Here is a 16,078-nt window from a genome sequence, read left to right as displayed (position 1 = left end):
ATGAAACGCACATTCTTACTTACTTATACAACTATTTCAGGTAAAACTTATACAGAATTTAAAACTTTTGAAAATGGTCCCGACTATGACACTTGTGTGAGACGTATTATAGATGAGTTTGATGAACTCCCGTATCTATATATTAAAAAAGATATTATTCATTACATTAATGTAAATCATATCGAGAGTTTAGATATTGAGGAAGTATCTGAGGGGCAAAATATTGTTTATGGATTAGATGAAGAGTAAAAGTTAAAATTCAAAAATGTTAAATCTAATTATTCTGACAATATATAGGTACATTGCACTTAAAATCAACTCGTGATACAGTGGTATTTAAGCACAAAAACACTTTAGCGCTTTAAAGGGAGTTGGTAAAATGAGCAACCAATCGCAGTGGAAGACATCTACCGGTTTTATCCTAGCTAGCGCAGGTTCTGCAATTGGCTTAGGCGCAATGTGGAAATTCCCATACATGGCCGGAATATACGGTGGTGGCGCATTCTTATTAATGTTTTTGATTTTCACTATTTTTGTAGGACTTCCGTTACTCATAATGGAATTTACTGTAGGCAAGATGGGGCGTACATATACGACTCAAATTTATAGTAAATTAACTGGTAAGAAATGGTTAAATCTCATTGGATGGAACGGGAATTTAGCCGTATTAATATTATTTGGATTTTATAGTGTTATAGGTGGTTGGATCATCATCTATATGGGCAATGTTATTGTACAAGCACTATCATTCAAGCCCATTTCTCTAACTAGTATCAAATTTGAAGAAGTTATTAGTAATCCTTGGCTAACAGTACTCGGACAAGGGATATTTATTTTTCTAACGATGATTATTGTTATGCTCGGTGTTGAAAAAGGTTTGGAAAAAGCATCTAAAATTATGATGCCATTATTATTTATCTTTTTATTAATTATTGTAGTAAAATCTTTAACTTTAGACGGTGCGCTAGAGGGCGTGCGCTATATTTTACAACCAAGACTTCATGATGTCTCTATGGAAGGTGTGCTCTTTGCATTAGGACAATCTTTCTTTACTTTATCACTTGGTACAACAGGAATGATTACTTATGCCAGCTACGCACCAAAAGAAATGACTATTAAATCTTCAGCAATTTCAATAGTAGTTATGAATATTCTAGTGTCTATCTTAGCAGGTTTAGCCATTTTCCCAGCTTTAAAAGCATTTGGTTACCAACCTCAAGAAGGTCCTGGTTTATTATTTAAAGTTTTACCTTTAGTATTTAATCAAATGCACTTTGGAGCGATTTTCTACTTTATCTTTTTAGTATTGTTTTTATTTGCAGCATTGACATCTTCTATTTCATTATTAGAGTTAAATGTTTCTAACTTTACTAAAAATGATAATCGCAAACGTAAACCAGTAGCATTCATCGGCAGTATATTAGTATTTGTGATTAGCATTCCGGCTACCCTTTCATTTAGTAGTTTAAGTGGTGTGAAAATAGGTGCGGGCACCATCTTCGATAACATGGATTTTATTGTTTCAAACATTCTAATGCCAATAGGTGCTTTAGGTACTACATTAGTTGTAGGTCAATTATTAGATAAAAAGTTATTACAAGAGAGCTTTGGTAAAGACAAGTTCAAATTATTCTTACCTTGGTATTATTTAATTAAATTTGTAATGCCAGTGGTGATTATATTAGTCTTTATCGTTCAATTAGTATAAAAGGGATCGTTACCAGAAAAATAATTCATTGGTAACGATCCCTTATTTTTTAGTTAAAGTATGCTTCAAGATATGCTTTATCTAGTTTAAGTAACTCTACAAAATCATCAGACATAATTTCTTCGCTTAATTCAATATTTTTATCTAAAATAAAATGTGCTAATTTTTCATTTTCTTCATTAGACTCGAAGAACGTTTTAGCATTTTCTACAATGCTACTATCGCTATAAATGATGAGCGCTCTACCATAAGGTAAGTCACGTTTACTACGTTGATAAGCAGGTTCTAATAAACTCATTACTTTAGCGCCATTTTTATAATTAAAAGCTGCATCTAAATCGCTTTTAACCTTATCATTAATATTGGATAAACGTTCTTTTTCTGGTTCGTTATCAGGTCTAAACTCATCTTTTAAATATTCTTTCCAATCATTTAAATCTTTTTGGATTTGTTGTTCAAGCTTTTTACTATCTTCCGAGTTTAAATCATTAAGTTGTTTAATCTTCTCTATATTTTGCTTAATTTTATCAAAAGATGTTAAATCTTCTTTATTTAAATTACTTTTATCAAATTCTTCATAATGGCCAGTGACATTCATATAAAGGCCTCCTCAAAAAGTCTTAATTTAGGTTTAATTTACCTAGCTTAGACCTATCTTAAACATAATTATATTAAATCTACTTTGAAGGTTGAACATTCTCTAATTCGACGTGTTGCTTTTGTAATTCATTTATAAGTTTTTGAGACATTGTAGCATTTTTAATGACTACATTATCGAACGCACAATTTTTGAATTTAACATTTTCAAATGAAGCATTATCAACTTCAACATTTTTAAAGTTAACGTTTTTGAATGTAGTATCCGTCATTTTAACATTACGAGCGAGATTTTCGTCGAACAAGATATCTTGGAAGACCATGTTATTAAGAACAGTTTCATCAAATGATGTATTCACAAACGTTGTGTCTTTATATTGATTCTTATAAAAATGGACACTCTCAAAGATGCAATTATTAAAACCACATGTAGTGAACTTACTATTAGAAATGGCTTTTATATTTTTAAAAATACCTTCATTAAAGTTGCAGTTTTTAAAACGACTTTTATTAACTTCTAATTCATCATACATTGAATTTCTAAAATTAGACGATGTATAACGTAGATTTTTAAAATTTTCTTTCGTAAATACTGATAAGGACAAGTCACGTTTCGTCATAATTTGTTATCTCCTTTAGTTTATAATTTCTCTCAATTTTGGATTCATATATTTAGATGTGTATATATATCTTTAACTTAGCTCTATTCACTTTAATGATAACATGTTGCACATATAATCACATATGATTGACTTTTAATTAATTTCTAAGGATTTTATATTTCGCAAAAGTATTTTGATTTCTTCGCTTAGTATGTGTTCTTCATTTTCGAAAATTGCAAAAAGGGAAGGTTTCGTTTATAATTCATACCTGATAAGTAAGAATTTAAAAAACATAAATTAGAAAGTAGGTTACGTTCGTGAGACGTGTAGAGCGTTAATCGGACAAGATGGAATATGATAGCTTATGATTTAATTGGGCAGACACCACTGGTGTTATTGGAAAGTTTTAGTGATGAAAATGTAAAAATATATGCGAAACTAGAGCAATTCAACCCTGGAGGCAGTGTAAAGGATCGTCTAGGAAAATATTTAGTTGAAACGGCAATTGAGGATGGGCGTCTCAAAGAAGGTGGCACAATTGTTGAGGCGACAGCTGGAAACACTGGTATAGGACTTGCCATAGCTGCGAACCGTTTCAGAGTCAAATGCGTTATTTTTGCACCGGAGGGCTTTTCAGAGGAGAAGATCTCAATTATGAAAGCGTTAGGTGCAGATGTTAGGCGAACACCAAAAGTTGACGGTATGATCGGGGCGCAAGAAGAAGCGAAGTCTTATGCTAAAAAATACAATGCGTTGTATATGAATCAATTTGGTACTGAAGACAATCCTGGTGCATATACGAATACCTTAGCCAAACAGATCACTCATCAATTAGACCATATTGATTATTTCGTAGCAGGTGTAGGTTCAGGCGGTACATTTACTGATGTTGCGAAACATATGACAACACTGGGAGTTAAGAATTATATAGTTGAGCCTCAAGGATCTATTTTGAATGGAGGTCCAATACACGCGCATGCGACAGAGGGCATAGGTTCTGAAAAGTGGCCTACATTCTTAGATAGAGATTTAGTGGATGGCATATTTACTATTTCAGATAAGGATGCCTTTAATAACGTCAAACTCATCGCTAATAAAGAGGGATTACTAGTAGGAAGTTCATCTGGTGCTGCATTGCAAGGTGCCTTAGAATTAAAAAAACACATAAAAAAAGGCGTAATCGTAACGATATTCCCTGATGGTAGTGACCGTTATATGTCGAAACAAATTTTCAATTATAAGGAGAGTAATGACAATGAATAAAAAAACGCAAATGATTCATGGTGGACATACAACTGACGATTATACTGGAGCAGTAACAACGCCAATTTATCAAACGAGTACGTATTTACAAGATGATATCGGTGATTTAAGACAAGGGTATGAATATTCACGTACAGCTAATCCAACACGTGCGTCACTAGAGAGTATTATTGCGGATTTAGAACATGGTAAGCATGGGTTCGCGTTTGGTTCAGGCATGGCTGCGATTAGTGCAGTTATAATGTTGTTAGATAAAGGTGATCATTTAATTTTAAACTCTGATGTCTATGGAGGAACATATCGTGCATTAACTAAAGTATTTACACGATTTGGTGTAGAAGTTGATTTTGTAGATACAACGCATATTGAAAATGTTGAAAAATACATTAAGCCAGAAACTAAAATGTTATACATTGAAACACCATCAAATCCATTATTACGTGTAACTGATATAAAAGCATCAGCTGAAATTGCTAAAAAACACAATCTTATTTCAGTGGTTGATAATACATTTATGACACCTTATTATCAAAATCCTCTAGATTTCGGAATTGATATCGTTTTACACTCGGCAACTAAATATATTGGTGGACATAGTGATGTGGTCGCTGGTTTAGTAGCAACTGCTGATGATGAATTGGGTGAGCGTTTAGGTTTTATTTCTAATTCAACAGGTGGCGTTCTTGGACCTCAAGATAGTTATTTATTAGTAAGAGTTATTAAAACACTTGGTTTACGTATGGAACAAATCAATCGCAATGTTGAAGGTATTGTTAAAATGTTGCAAGACCACTCGTCAGTTCAACAAGTTTTCCATCCAAGTATAGAAGGTCATTTGAATCATGATATTCACCAATCTCAAGCAAGTGGACACACTGGTGTTATTGCATTTGAAGTGAAAGACACTGAAGCGGCTAAACAAGTGATTCATGCTACAAAATATTTCACTTTAGCTGAAAGTTTAGGTGCAGTTGAAAGTCTTATTTCAGTACCAGCATTAATGACACATGCTTCTATACCAGCGGATGTCCGCGCAAAAGAAGGTATTACTGATGGCTTAATTCGATTATCAATTGGTATTGAAGATACAGATGATCTTGTGAATGATTTAAATCATGCATTAGACACATTAAATTAGTTAATCATTAAAGAAACGGCAATGTTTATTTAGACGAATAAACATTACCGTTTTTTTATTTTTATAAAACAATTTTTTAGAGTAGTGTAGTTGTAATTTTAATGCATTTTAGATTGAATGATTCCCATTGCATTTTTATCATCTAAAACGGATTGAGCATGATTCCAACTATCGTGTTCAATATCCAATAATGAACGTAAATATGCCCAAGTAATATACTGTACTAATGATACTCGTTCTGGATTTTCATCTGTGGTTTCTTTCACTTCATATCCAGCTATGCCGCCAAGAGAATGTTCGGCATCATATAATTTAAGCAATGATTTTTTACCGGGACTTAAATAGTAAGGTTCTTCCATCCATTCAGGCCCTAACTGTGTTAATGGAGAATCATCCTTATCCCCAGCAATAATAAGAGCAGGTTTGGACATGTGTTTAAATGTCGGATTAAGGAATGGGAAGTTATCTTTGGCGAATTGAGTTAATTTATCTCCCCCTTCACCTGCAGTTGCTAACAGTACACCGCCTTTCACTCTTGAATCTAGGTAATCGGTATAAGAATTTGTTAATGGATCAAAGACTTGTAGACCAAGTAGATTGCCGGCAGTCTGACCTCCGAATGAATGACCCACTACTGCAATATTATCTTTATCAATTCGTTGATGTAATGTTGGAATTTCTATAGTGATTTGGTCTAAATGATCGATGATATTTTTCATATCTTGCACTCTATATCTCCAGAGTTCTGATTGTCTTTTATCATCTTTATCTAAATTTATCGTTCTTGAATCTAGAAAAGTTGGTTGAATAACTATGAAACCATGGCTCGCGTAAAAATCAGCTAAGGGTCCGTAGCCCTCCATAGAAGAACCAAACCCATGTGCTAACAATATAATAGGAAGGTGATGACCTTTATTAGGGAAAGAGACCTTTAGCTGTATATCTATTCCTCTGTAAGAAGCGGGTAGTACAATAGGCTTCATTGACAATATTGACGTTGAAGTTGGTATTTTAAATTCACTTAAACTCATAATCTCTTCCTTCCTTTCTTTATAGAAATGAGGTGATTCTGAGTATATTAAAAAGCATAAGTATGATGAATTAATCTGCTTAAAATTCAAGATATTTAAGAGGGCGAAAAGAATGATTACTAACACTGGCGACAAAATATCATTTTGTCGGCAGTATATTCTTACTTTAGGCATTATGAAAGTTATGTAAATATCTTTGTTTTTATTGAATGTTCTACTTAATTCGTTTATCTTTTGATATTACTTTTTAAATAGAATGAAAATTGTATTCAGTTGTGAGGGTAATACTGTGTAGTTGTCATTAGTGAATTCGTAATAAAATTGTCATTGTAATTTATGATAAATTGTATTAGTTTAGATAGGCAAAATGATATTTGTCTGGAGTACTATTTTTTAAATGAAATAATATTTTGTAATCATAATGTCATCTAAAACACACATCCTATACATAATTAAAGAGTATAATGTGCTTGTATTAAAAAATTCGGGGATAAAAAAAGACAAGTAGAGGAGGATTTCAAGTGCAAAAAAAATATATTACTGCCCTTATCGGAACAACAGCAATTAGTGCTTTAGCAACTACGCAAGCACATGCAGCAACGACACATACAGTAAAAAGTGGAGAATCAGTTTGGTCAATTTCTCATAAATACGGTATTTCAATTGCTAAATTAAAATCACTTAATGGCCTAACTTCAAACTTAATTTTCCCTAATCAAGTACTTAAAGTATCAGGATCATCATCTAGCGCGTCAAAATCTAAGACATCATCTAATAGTGGTTCAGTGTACACTGTAAAAGCGGGAGACTCATTATCATCTATTGCAGCTAAATACGGAACTACTTATAAAAATATTATGAAGTTAAATGGTTTAAATAACTTCTTAATTGTACCTGGTCAGAAGTTAAAGGTTTCTGGATCAGTATCAACGTCTAAATCTACAAGTGGCTCTAAAAAAGCGACTTCAAGTAGCTCAGGTCGTACATCTACGTACACTGTTCAATATGGTGACTCTTTATCATTAATTGCAAGTAAGTACGGTACTTCATATCAAAAAATCATGCAATTAAATGGACTTTCTAATTTCTTTATCTATCCAGGTCAAAAATTAAAAGTGCCAGGTGGAGGTTCAAGTAGTTCATCTACTAGTAAATCAACTTCAAGTGGTGGCTATTATACGCCAGTTTTCTACCACCAAAACTTATATACATGGGGTCAATGTACTTGGCACGTGTTTAACCGTCGTTCTGAAATCGGAAAAGGTATCAGCACATATTGGTGGAATGCAAATAATTGGGACAACGCAGCAGCTGCAGATGGTTATTCTATTGATTATAATCCGACAGTAGGTTCAATTGCTCAAACTGACGCTGGTTACTACGGTCATGTAGCCTTTGTTGAACGCGTGAATAGTGATGGTAGTATTTTAGTCTCTGAAATGAACTGGAGTGCAGCACCAGGTTACATGACTTATAGAACTATCCCTTCATATCAAGTTAGAAATTATAAATTTATTCACTAAGTGATATATCATTTAAACAATAAATTAAGCTGACGAGGTCACTCATCTTGATATGCACCCCTAAAGTTGGACTAAAAAATCTAACTTTATGGGGTGCATTTTTTATGGGTGAACATTACAAATATGAAATCAAATTAAAAATAGTTCAAGAATATTTACAAGGTAAGATAGGTTATTTAAGGTTAGCAGAAAATATAATCTGTCTAGTGAATCAATGGTAAGAAGATGGGTTAATCAATATAAGGAACAATTGGCAAAGTATCAAACAATTTATTAAACCGTCGTTTTAATACAGATCGACCATTTCAAAAAATAATAACTGATATCACAGAACTTAAATTATCTGATGGCACTAAATTATATTTATCGCCTTTTATGGATTTATATAATAGTTTATTCGCTTTGCCGAAAAATCCACTCACTAAACAACGAGGAGAAAAACATTTGCAAAAAGCAACATGCAAGATATACTGATACTAACAAATATTAAGTGCATCAAAGCACCGAACCCCTGATTTACTGCAATACATTGGGGGTTCTTTTAATGTTGGCTATGTCGCCTTATTTTTTGTTACGTTGTTCGAGCCATTGCATAAAATTAAAAAATGCGTCTTCATGAAAATTTATGAAAACGAGTGGTTAAGGGACTGTATAAAATCTGCATAAATGATAAGAACGAAGAAAAGGCACAAACGCTGTTATAACGGCGTTTGTGCCTTTTGTATTTTATACATTTAATATCTTGAACATTTTAACTTCTTGTATATATCCGAACTGGTTTTGATTTGATATAACGATGTTTAGCATGTCCTTTTTTCTTTTTTAAGGTCGTTTTTTCCAGGTAGAAAATTTTCTTTCTCTTACTGATTTTGTATATCCAGGTGCTTCCTTAATTTTTCCCTTAACTTGACTATGTTTCATTAAAAAACATATCATAAAATTGTATTATTTCTTTAAATTTTACAAAATATTAATGAAATAAAAATACTTAGTTAAGGAGATTAAATATGAAAAAAGAATATACAGTGAATTATATTATTCCAATAATTATTCTTATTGCTTTAATTGTTGTACCTATATTAATTTTTATTTTAGGTAAGCATATTTATTTTAATTACCAAAATCATGAAGAAGCTAAAACCAAAGCAAAAGTTCACCGTGTCTTTAAGAAAAAAGGATGGGAAGACAAAATAAAAACAGAGGAAGCTGTTTTTACATTGAATACTGGAGATAACTATTTAGAAGTTACTTTTAAAGATGAGCCGTATAATACATATCAATATGATATTGATGATAATGGTAAAATAACTGGAGACGCCTTTTTAAAGGAAAAATATGCTAAATATAGCAACGATAAAAAACACTTTGAGGAAAAATATGATTTAAAATAAGAAAGAATTGAAAACTTTATCGGTAGTTTAAGAAAAAGGATACTCTATGAGTATCCTTTTTTTATTGCTATATCATTCATTATCAATTTGATGCTTAGCTTTTTGGGAATGCGTTAAATCTTTTCCAGTCTTTTCATCTTCAACCAATGTTTTAACATTATTTGTTTTGTATTCATAATTAGGATTAATAAAGTCTTTAAATCCAGGTCGCTTTATTGTTTGATAAGTATATTTATAGTGAGGCTCATCTTTATATTTCACTTCTTTAAAATAACCGTATTGCTTAATATCATAATGCTTTTCTTCATTTTGGATTTTATTTTGAAAATGATGTTGTTGAATAGCTAAATCAATTTCTTTGTATGATATATAACTGAATCTTAAAAAATAAAATACGACAATTAATATAATAACTAAGAAAACACCTAGTATTATTATTTTTCTCATTTTTAATCTCTCCTATTTTCTGTAAGGTTCTTCGTCTAAAAGATATTTATAATAGGAGTCTTTCTTTTGTAAATCTGTTTCCCCCCACACCTTATATTCTTTGTCATCTGTCCATGGTGCTGGTGATGGCGTCACGTTATACTCATATTCATTATGAGGTTGATCTTTAAAAACAATATCTTTTTCAGCATAACCCATTATAATATTAAAACTCATTTTTTCATTTTTTATTTTTTTATCCCAACCCTTACGTTCTATAACGTAATCTATAATTTCCTCACTCTTATGTTTCTGATAAGTAATCACACTAAAAGTCCAAACTGTTAAGGCAATAATTATAACAATAATAGAAGTTATTAATATTTTTAAGATTTTCTTCATTTTTGTATAATTCCTCTTTTTAATAATTTTTTATGATAATGTCTATATGTAAAATATTTTATCATAAAGGAGTTAAATAAATTTGTTTAATTGCATCAGTAATAATTATTATGTTACCTATGCAATCTCACGCACAAGAGAATAAAAATCAACCACATGACTTTCGACAACAATATGATAATTTAAGAAAGAATAATTTAATTGATGGATCTACTACTTATAATCAGTGGAAAAAGTTCCAAGAAGAAAACTATCGTGCTAAACATCAAATGGAGCAAGAAGCTCAACAAGAAATGAAAACAGAACGATATCAAATATTTTCAAAAAAGAAAAAGTTTAAGTCAAGACGTGGAGATATTTTAATAACCAATAATGCTTCTTATGCAAAACTAGGTATTCCAGGTCATGCAGCATTATATACTGGAAAAGGTCATATTGTAGAAATTAGAGGGTATGGTCATCATCCAGCGAGAAACTCTTATAAAAAATTTATACATAAAAAAAGAGCTAAACGTCATGATAAATTTTGGGTGAAAGTTTATCGAACTAGTAAGAAAAAAAGAAATAAAGCTGTTAATTGGGCATTAAAACAAGCAGGTAAGAAAAGAAAAAGTATTAAATATTCTTTAAATTCTAATATAAATGATACACATCACACATATTGCTCAAAGCTTGTTTGGCAATCTTATTATTTCGGTGCAGGTAAAAAATCTGTAAATTCAACAGGTGTTTATCACTACTTTAACCCATATAATCTTCCTAAAAATATTAAAGGAACTAAAAAGGTTAAAACATTTTTCTAAAATTAAGCAATCATATAATCTAAAATAAAAAAAGCAAGCGACTATGATGTGCACCCTATTAAGTTAGATTTTTAGTCCAACTTTTGGGGTGCACATCATCCTCGTCAGCTTTACTGTGTTTAGATGTTTAAATTAAATTGAGATTTCTTAGTAAGTGATGATAATTCTTTACTGCTGAAGAATATGTTAATTTCTCTTGATTTCTTACATTTCTTAATGGATGTTCCACAATGTCTATCATTCGTAGAGCTAATTGCTCTATGTGATTTTCCTCTATTAAATAACCATTTTCTCCATGATTGATAATTTCGTTAGGTCCATATCGAACGTCATATGATAGAACAGGGCAACCCATTTCAATACTCTCCATAATAGTCAATCCAAAACCTTCATACTTACTTGTTAATATAGAAGCTTTCGATTTTTCAAATTCTACTAAAGGCTTTTTTGTATATTTTGAAATTTTAACCATATCTTCAAGATGGTACTCAGCAATCAAGCTTCTCATCATAGGTAATTGATTATCTTCATCCCTACCAAATAAATGTAATTTTGTTTGATGACCACTTTTAACAAACTTATCATAAGCCTTAATTAAATGATCCATTTGTTTTTCACTACTAAATCTACCGATATAAATGAAACGATCTTCTTGTATAACTTCATTTTCACCTTTTCTATGATTGAGTTCTATAAAATGAGGTATGAGTTCAAAGCGTTCATTTTCAATAGGATACATCTCTTGAATATCTTTCATTTGTTGATGCGTAAGTACTATATATTTATCCACGTTATTGCTATGTTCTAAAGCATATTTATAAGATTTTTTAGTTTTACCCTCTTTTAAATGCGAACTATGAAAGACTAAGATATTTTTAGTCTGATGTGTTTGTTTAATTAATGGTGCATCTAAAAATCTTGCATCACTAAACACCACATCGTTGTCTTTAAAACGCGATTGAAAGTAATATTGCGCAAGTACTTTATCATTTTTAAAAGTTTTAATAACTTTGCCATTTTCGTATAACTCGACGCAGTTAATTTTATTTTTCGCATTATTATTAAAATATCTTTTACAATACATGGTACCTTCAGCATCTATTAATTCATCACTGTGTCTTATTGATGAGTTATTTACATAGAAAATTTTTCTGTGAAGTAAGCCATATAAATTATATTCATGTCGCTCATACTTTAAACCAGTTGAAGGCGAGATATAGTCTTCATATTGAAGAACATCAGATTGGCCATAATATTTGCGAAAACGTACATATGACTTCTTATTATAGTAATGAACCTCGCTTTGGTCTTTGCCTAATTCATATTTTAGACCTTTAATTTTATGTTTAGTTTTAACGTATTTAGGATTTTTAGTAATAAAAGTTTTGGGAACCTTATAAAGTTTGAAATTAGACAACCATTCATACATATTTTCAAACTCTATACTTTTAGTAATTTTATTTTCTTTTAAAAAACGTTTGTAGACACTTGGGTAGTTGCCATAATAGTTCGTGGTAAGAATTTTAGTAGGTAAGTTAAATTCTTCATCTATAAGTTTGATACGTCTTAAAAGAGCTTGGGTTCTTCCACCGTGAGAAATAGGAAGTGTTGTTGTGACAGTGTAAAGCATGTAAATGTCTCCTTTAGTAGTTACCTTCATACTGTTGCATTAGAATACTATCAAAAATTAATTATCACACATGTTAAAGATTTTTATAAAAATTACAAGAAAATCGAATAAAAAAAGACGAAACAATTAGTACATTCTTTAAGAATGAATAACGTTTCGTCTTCCTTTCTCAATCATAATCTTTAATATTCATTTTTAACTTTACGGAAACTAGTAAATAAGCGTAAACCGTTTATCGCGAATGAAGTAAGCGCACCTAATTTACGTAATTTTGATGGTGACTTAATAGATACATAAAAATCGATGATTGTACCAATAGCACTTAGACCTAATGATAAATATACCATTTGTTTATTTTTAGCATCGTGACGTATTCCATTATAACCGTCGACGATGAAACCTGCCATGTTAAATAAGTTAGATAAACGTACAGCGCCAGTTTGTTTTGCCATAAAAAATTCCCTCCGAATGATATCTTTGCATGAAAAGCATACGCTCATAAATGATTGATATATTATTATGCTCAAAATTATTCATTTTGAACTCAATCACTTCATCATTTAATTTATGATAACATAATACTAAATATAAAAAGCTTTTTGAAGTAATAAAGAATAGGGTAGGGTGTTTATTCTAATGATTAAATGTGTTTGTTTAGTTGAAGAGAAAGAAAATCAAATTTTACTCGTTCAAGTTCGTAATAGAGACAAATATTATTTCCCGGGTGGTAAAATCGATGAAGGTGAAAGCTATGTTGAGGCGTTACAACGAGAACTTAAAGAAGAGTTACGCCTCGATTTGGCTGAAACTGATTTAGAATTTATAGGTACCGTTGTTGGAAAGGCATATCCTCAACCAGATACGCTTACTGAATTAAACGGATTTAAAACGACAAAAGCTATTGATTGGTCCAGTATAACTACTGACAATGAAATTACTGATATTAGATGGTTTAATATCAATGATTCAGAGAACATAGCACCTGCCGTATTGACTTGGATAGACCAATTTTCTAAAAAAGCTAAAGGCTAGGTGAAAAATGTGTATTTAAAAGCATATGAACCGGAATTATTTGAGTAAGTCGAAAACTTAGAAATTCTAGAAAGTGACTATAAATTTACGAAATCACCAGTTGAAAACATCAAATCGGCTAATCAAGATAGTGATAGACATCCTACGTTAGTTATGAATAATGAGTCGTGTATCGCGTTTTTCACTTTACACGAAGGAAATGGGCCTAAACCATTTACTGATAATCCAAAGGCTATTTTCTTTAGATCATTTAGTGTTGATCAACGTTATAGAGGACAAGGCATAGGCAAGAGGACCCTTGAAATATTGCCTGCATATATTAAACAACATTATCCACGCATTAATGAAATTACATTAGCAGTAAATACAGATAATGAGAAAGCAATCAATTTATATGAGCAAGCTGGTTATTGCCACACACATGATAGTGAATTAATAGGGCGACCTGTTTACGTGATGTCGCTAAAAATTTAATCATAATAATAAGACCCCAATGCTAAGAGGATAAGGCAATGGGGTCTTTAAATATATTAATCATTCTTAAGCTGTTGTGATTGAGTAGAATTTTTACGTTTTTTATTTTTAATCATCAAAGCAGTTACCCATGCAGTTATTGGAATACTAAGTGCAACTGCAATGCCTCCCAGTAATATCGACACAAATTCTTGAGCGAAAATTTTAGAATTAATAATATGTCCAAAAGAATAATGTAATTTAAAGAACCAGAAAAATAAAGTTAATTGACCCCCAAAATATGCTAAATAAATAGTATTGGCAGAAGTAGCTAAAATTTCTCTACCTACTCGCATGCCAGAAGTGAATAGTTGTCTTTGATTTAGTTCCGGATTGGTCTCGCTTAATTCATACATTGGTGAGCTAATTGTAATGGCTAAATCTATTACAGCGGCTATAACAGCCAAAACGATTGTAAAAACCATAAACTGTATCATATCAATACCAATATTCATTGAATACACATATGTTTCATCTTGTTGTTCTGTCGCAAACCCTTGAAGATGACCTACCTTAACCGATAGGAAAATAACTAGTATCAATATGAGTGTCGTAATTATTGTACCGATAAATGCTGCTTGTGTTTTAACGTTATAACTATTTAACACGAATAAGTTCACAGCAGCAATAACTATGCAGAAGATAAAAGTTACTAAGTAAATCGGTACACCAAAAATTATTAAAATGATACTAATAATAAGTATGATGAAGTTTAAAAATAGTGTGAAGAAAGAGATGAGACCTTTTTTTCTTCCGAAAATTATCATTAGCACCAAGAGTAATAAGCCTAAAATTGTTATCGCACTCATTGTTTAGCACCTCTCAATTTTAGCAATACTTCCATTAATGCAATGGTAATGGGAATTGTTAACACAATGCCTATGCCACCTGTCATGGCTCTAGCAACTTCTAATGACCAATTCATTGAAATGGTGTAAGTGATTGTATTAGCATTTTTCAAATAAATTAGAAACATTGGTAAACTTCCAGACAGGTAAGAAAAAAGTAAAATATTGGTCATTGTACCCATAATGTCTTGGCCGATGTGACGTCCCGCAAGCGCCCAACGCCTCATTGTTATATTTGGAGTACGTTGAAGAATTTCATACATTCCACTTGAAATCGTAATGGCTACGTCCATAATAGCTCCGAGCGTTCCAATTAAGACGGAAGCGAGAAAGACGTCTTTAGGAGGTAGTGTAAGGAAGGTCATTGTTTCATACTTAATCCCGTTACCACCTGTCATTTTAATCACTAATTCTGTAATTCCCACGCAAAGAAATGTACCAATGAGTGTACTTACTATTGTGACGAGTGTACGCATGTGCCACCCAGTTACAAGTAATAGGGTTAACGTTGTCGAGACAATAATCGCGATTGTCATTAATAGGAATAAGTTGATTTGCCCATTTTGATTGTGTATATAGATTGCCCCTATGACGGCAATCGTATTGATGATTAGAGATAATATTGATTGTAAGCCAACTTTTTTACCAACGATGAGTACTGTGAGTAGGAAGATTCCTGTTATTGCCACAACCAAACCATCACGTTTTTTCTCTATAATATTGGCATCACTAGGTTTCTTAGAAATATGTAATAACACTTTGTCATTTTTGGAAAATGACTCCGAGTCCGCTTGAGATTTTACATATTGGTGGTCAATCGTTGCTGTTTGACCTTTAAATTTACCATTCAAAATTTCTAAAGTGAGTTTTTCTTTATATTTAATATCTTTATTGTGTTGTTCATCCGTAATTTTTTCAGTGTGAATAGGATGTACATTTGTAATTTTCCCTATCGGCATATTGTAAAATTTATCGTTAAAAAACGTAAATATAAATAAGCCAAGAAAGATGCAACAAAAAATTATAATCATCCAACTGAAAGGCTGTTTAAAAAAAGATTTGAACTGCATATTTGAACCTCAATTCTCAATTTAGTGTATTAAATTGACATAGTGATTATACGCCCATTAATCAATGATTACAAAAATTTACAAAATGAGTTAATTGAATG

The 16,078-nt window shown here is 31.4% G+C and carries 18 protein-coding genes and 1 pseudogene; 10 read left to right on the top strand and 9 right to left on the bottom strand.

What is annotated here, in order from left to right:
- Nucleotides 1-249, top strand: a complete 249-nt coding sequence (locus V6C74_RS11685) for a hypothetical protein (protein WP_002454477.1) — start codon at nt 1-3, stop codon at nt 247-249.
- A gap of 130 nt (nt 250-379) precedes the next feature.
- Nucleotides 380-1,708: a sodium-dependent transporter gene (locus V6C74_RS11680; protein WP_002454478.1), complete on the top strand. Its 1,329-nt coding sequence runs from the start codon at nt 380-382 to the stop codon at nt 1,706-1,708.
- 49 nt (nt 1,709-1,757) lie between these two features.
- On the opposite strand, the gene V6C74_RS11675 is transcribed toward V6C74_RS11680, so the two are convergent.
- Both V6C74_RS11675 and V6C74_RS11670 read right to left on the bottom strand, forming a co-directional pair.
- The gene (locus V6C74_RS11675; RefSeq protein WP_002454479.1) at nt 1,758-2,306 is read right to left on the bottom strand and encodes a hypothetical protein; all 549 of its coding nucleotides are present in this window, start codon (nt 2,304-2,306) and stop codon (nt 1,758-1,760) included.
- A 79-nt stretch (nt 2,307-2,385) separates the two neighbouring features.
- On the bottom strand, nt 2,386-2,925 hold the full coding sequence (locus V6C74_RS11670; RefSeq protein ID WP_002434461.1) for a pentapeptide repeat-containing protein: 540 nt from the start codon (nt 2,923-2,925) through the stop codon (nt 2,386-2,388).
- Nucleotides 2,926-3,261: 336 nt separating this feature from the next.
- Between V6C74_RS11670 and V6C74_RS11665 the strand changes: the two genes are divergently transcribed.
- Both V6C74_RS11665 and V6C74_RS11660 read left to right on the top strand, forming a co-directional pair.
- Nucleotides 3,262-4,170 (top strand): PLP-dependent cysteine synthase family protein, encoded by a 909-nt coding sequence (locus V6C74_RS11665; RefSeq protein ID WP_002454480.1) that lies wholly within the window; start codon nt 3,262-3,264, stop codon nt 4,168-4,170.
- Nucleotides 4,163-5,308 carry a bifunctional cystathionine gamma-lyase/homocysteine desulfhydrase gene (locus V6C74_RS11660; protein WP_103175457.1) on the top strand — a complete coding sequence of 382 codons (1,146 nt, stop codon included), beginning with the start codon at nt 4,163-4,165 and terminating at the stop codon, nt 5,306-5,308. Before V6C74_RS11665 ends, V6C74_RS11660 begins: the two co-directional genes overlap by 8 nt.
- A 98-nt stretch (nt 5,309-5,406) precedes the next feature.
- On the opposite strand, the gene V6C74_RS11655 is transcribed toward V6C74_RS11660, so the two are convergent.
- Nucleotides 5,407-6,339 carry an alpha/beta fold hydrolase gene (locus V6C74_RS11655; RefSeq protein ID WP_016898387.1) on the bottom strand — a complete coding sequence of 311 codons (933 nt, stop codon included), beginning with the start codon at nt 6,337-6,339 and terminating at the stop codon, nt 5,407-5,409.
- A 521-nt stretch (nt 6,340-6,860) separates the two neighbouring features.
- On the opposite strand from V6C74_RS11655, the gene V6C74_RS11650 reads away from it, so the two are divergent.
- The 3 genes and pseudogenes from V6C74_RS11650 (at nt 6,861) to V6C74_RS11640 (ending at nt 9,253) form a co-directional block, all read left to right on the top strand.
- The gene (locus V6C74_RS11650; protein ID WP_016898386.1) at nt 6,861-7,862 is read left to right on the top strand and encodes a LysM peptidoglycan-binding domain-containing protein; all 1,002 of its coding nucleotides are present in this window, start codon (nt 6,861-6,863) and stop codon (nt 7,860-7,862) included.
- Between the two features lie 243 nt (nt 7,863-8,105).
- A pseudogene (locus V6C74_RS11645) lies at nt 8,106-8,252 on the top strand (IS3 family transposase); the annotation flags it as partial.
- A gap of 617 nt (nt 8,253-8,869) precedes the next feature.
- Nucleotides 8,870-9,253, top strand: a complete 384-nt coding sequence (locus V6C74_RS11640; RefSeq protein ID WP_002454485.1) for a DUF3139 domain-containing protein — start codon at nt 8,870-8,872, stop codon at nt 9,251-9,253.
- A gap of 72 nt (nt 9,254-9,325) precedes the next feature.
- Here V6C74_RS11640 and V6C74_RS11635 read toward each other — a convergent pair whose 3' ends face one another.
- Nucleotides 9,326-9,700, bottom strand: a complete 375-nt coding sequence (locus V6C74_RS11635; protein WP_002454486.1) for a DUF3139 domain-containing protein — start codon at nt 9,698-9,700, stop codon at nt 9,326-9,328.
- A gap of 12 nt (nt 9,701-9,712) precedes the next feature.
- Entirely contained in the window at nt 9,713-10,081 is a 369-nt protein-coding gene (locus V6C74_RS11630; RefSeq protein WP_002454487.1) for a DUF3139 domain-containing protein, read from the bottom strand.
- 110 nt (nt 10,082-10,191) lie between these two features.
- Here V6C74_RS11630 and V6C74_RS11625 point away from each other — a divergent pair, with 110 nt between their 5' ends.
- Entirely contained in the window at nt 10,192-10,884 is a 693-nt protein-coding gene (locus V6C74_RS11625) for a YiiX/YebB-like N1pC/P60 family cysteine hydrolase (protein ID WP_002454488.1), read from the top strand.
- Nucleotides 10,885-11,011: 127 nt separating this feature from the next.
- Here the strand turns inward: V6C74_RS11625 and V6C74_RS11620 are convergent, their stop codons facing one another.
- Together V6C74_RS11620 and V6C74_RS11615 are read right to left on the bottom strand one after the other, a co-directional pair.
- Complete coding sequence (locus V6C74_RS11620; RefSeq protein WP_016898385.1) at nt 11,012-12,514, bottom strand: glycosyltransferase; 1,503 nt, start codon at nt 12,512-12,514, stop codon at nt 11,012-11,014.
- A gap of 182 nt (nt 12,515-12,696) precedes the next feature.
- Nucleotides 12,697-12,966 carry a hypothetical protein gene (locus V6C74_RS11615; protein ID WP_002434052.1) on the bottom strand — a complete coding sequence of 90 codons (270 nt, stop codon included), beginning with the start codon at nt 12,964-12,966 and terminating at the stop codon, nt 12,697-12,699.
- A gap of 184 nt (nt 12,967-13,150) precedes the next feature.
- Here V6C74_RS11615 and V6C74_RS11610 point away from each other — a divergent pair, with 184 nt between their 5' ends.
- On the top strand, nt 13,151-13,546 hold the full coding sequence (locus V6C74_RS11610) for an NUDIX domain-containing protein (protein WP_016898384.1): 396 nt from the start codon (nt 13,151-13,153) through the stop codon (nt 13,544-13,546).
- Between the two features lie 63 nt (nt 13,547-13,609).
- Nucleotides 13,610-14,020, top strand: coding sequence for an N-acetyltransferase (locus V6C74_RS11605; RefSeq protein WP_049389416.1), 411 nt, complete (start codon nt 13,610-13,612; stop codon nt 14,018-14,020).
- A 56-nt stretch (nt 14,021-14,076) separates the two neighbouring features.
- Here V6C74_RS11605 and V6C74_RS11600 read toward each other — a convergent pair whose 3' ends face one another.
- Together V6C74_RS11600 and V6C74_RS11595 are read right to left on the bottom strand one after the other, a co-directional pair.
- Nucleotides 14,077-14,868 carry a YibE/F family protein gene (locus V6C74_RS11600; protein WP_002454492.1) on the bottom strand — a complete coding sequence of 264 codons (792 nt, stop codon included), beginning with the start codon at nt 14,866-14,868 and terminating at the stop codon, nt 14,077-14,079.
- Nucleotides 14,865-15,977, bottom strand: a complete 1,113-nt coding sequence (locus V6C74_RS11595; RefSeq protein ID WP_002469651.1) for a YibE/F family protein — start codon at nt 15,975-15,977, stop codon at nt 14,865-14,867. The genes V6C74_RS11600 and V6C74_RS11595 overlap by 4 nt, the downstream gene beginning before the upstream one ends.
- Nucleotides 15,978-16,078: the final 101 nt, after the last annotated feature.

It is taken from the genome of Staphylococcus capitis subsp. capitis, from assembly GCF_040739495.1.
Taxonomy (GTDB): Bacteria; Bacillota; Bacilli; order Staphylococcales; family Staphylococcaceae; genus Staphylococcus; species Staphylococcus capitis.
This window is presented reverse-complemented; position numbering and strand designations above follow the sequence as displayed.

Coding starts and splice junctions, on each gene's coding strand:
- V6C74_RS11655 (WP_016898387.1), bottom strand. CDS start 6,339: ATGAGTTTAAGTGAATTTAAAATACCAACTTCAACGTCAATATTGTCA.
- V6C74_RS11615 (WP_002434052.1), bottom strand. CDS start 12,966: ATGGCAAAACAAACTGGCGCTGTACGTTTATCTAACTTATTTAACATG.
- V6C74_RS11680 (WP_002454478.1), top strand. CDS start 380: ATGAGCAACCAATCGCAGTGGAAGACATCTACCGGTTTTATCCTAGCT.
- V6C74_RS11595 (WP_002469651.1), bottom strand. CDS start 15,977: ATGCAGTTCAAATCTTTTTTTAAACAGCCTTTCAGTTGGATGATTATA.
- V6C74_RS11625 (WP_002454488.1), top strand. CDS start 10,192: ATGTTACCTATGCAATCTCACGCACAAGAGAATAAAAATCAACCACAT.
- V6C74_RS11640 (WP_002454485.1), top strand. CDS start 8,870: ATGAAAAAAGAATATACAGTGAATTATATTATTCCAATAATTATTCTT.
- V6C74_RS11600 (WP_002454492.1), bottom strand. CDS start 14,868: ATGAGTGCGATAACAATTTTAGGCTTATTACTCTTGGTGCTAATGATA.
- V6C74_RS11675 (WP_002454479.1), bottom strand. CDS start 2,306: ATGAATGTCACTGGCCATTATGAAGAATTTGATAAAAGTAATTTAAAT.
- V6C74_RS11660 (WP_103175457.1), top strand. CDS start 4,163: ATGAATAAAAAAACGCAAATGATTCATGGTGGACATACAACTGACGAT.
- V6C74_RS11635 (WP_002454486.1), bottom strand. CDS start 9,700: ATGAGAAAAATAATAATACTAGGTGTTTTCTTAGTTATTATATTAATT.
- V6C74_RS11670 (WP_002434461.1), bottom strand. CDS start 2,925: ATGACGAAACGTGACTTGTCCTTATCAGTATTTACGAAAGAAAATTTT.
- V6C74_RS11665 (WP_002454480.1), top strand. CDS start 3,262: ATGATAGCTTATGATTTAATTGGGCAGACACCACTGGTGTTATTGGAA.
- V6C74_RS11610 (WP_016898384.1), top strand. CDS start 13,151: ATGATTAAATGTGTTTGTTTAGTTGAAGAGAAAGAAAATCAAATTTTA.
- V6C74_RS11630 (WP_002454487.1), bottom strand. CDS start 10,081: ATGAAGAAAATCTTAAAAATATTAATAACTTCTATTATTGTTATAATT.
- V6C74_RS11620 (WP_016898385.1), bottom strand. CDS start 12,514: ATGCTTTACACTGTCACAACAACACTTCCTATTTCTCACGGTGGAAGA.
- V6C74_RS11685 (WP_002454477.1), top strand. CDS start 1: ATGAAACGCACATTCTTACTTACTTATACAACTATTTCAGGTAAAACT.